Origin of the sequence: Xenorhabdus bovienii, from assembly GCF_024721015.1 — a bacterium.
Taxonomy (GTDB): Bacteria; Pseudomonadota; Gammaproteobacteria; order Enterobacterales; family Enterobacteriaceae; genus Xenorhabdus; species Xenorhabdus bovienii.
This window is the reverse complement of record NZ_JANAIF010000363.1, coordinates 1-349: the sequence shown is the minus strand read 5'-3', so window position 1 is coordinate 349 and position 349 is coordinate 1. Positions and strand designations below refer to the sequence as shown.

General features: G+C 53.3%; 1 protein-coding gene and 1 pseudogene. Both read left to right on the top strand.

Going from position 1 to position 349, the window contains the following annotated elements; genetic code table 11:
* Positions 1-200, top strand: a 200-nt coding sequence (locus NXS07_RS22640) for a hypothetical protein (RefSeq protein ID WP_258087632.1), incomplete at its 5' end; no start/stop codon positions are given.
* A 2-nt stretch (positions 201-202) separates the two neighbouring features.
* Positions 203-349, top strand: a pseudogene (locus tag NXS07_RS22635) (DNA cytosine methyltransferase); the annotation flags it as partial.

Below are 349 nucleotides of genomic sequence, written 5' to 3'. Positions count from 1 at the left end.
CGATGATGTTTGTGAAAGGCATGAGTATCAGCTTTGACGGCCAGATGATGCGGTTTGCTGAAGGCGAAGTCAGGCTGATTGAGACGGAAGACGGGCGGGTGCAAAGACAACGCGAGTTTGACGCCCGCAAACAGGAACGCCGCGAAGCACTGTGGCAGCGGATTAATAACATGGGTGAAATGAGGAAAAACTTATCGTGAATATGCGTTTCGGCTCGGTTTGTTCCGGCATTGAGGCGGCCAGCGTGGCTTGGGAACCCCTTGGTATGTCTTCGGCGTGGTTCAGTGAAATCGAGAAATTCCCCGGTGCGGTACTGCAATACCACTGGCCGTATGTCAGAAATCTGGGG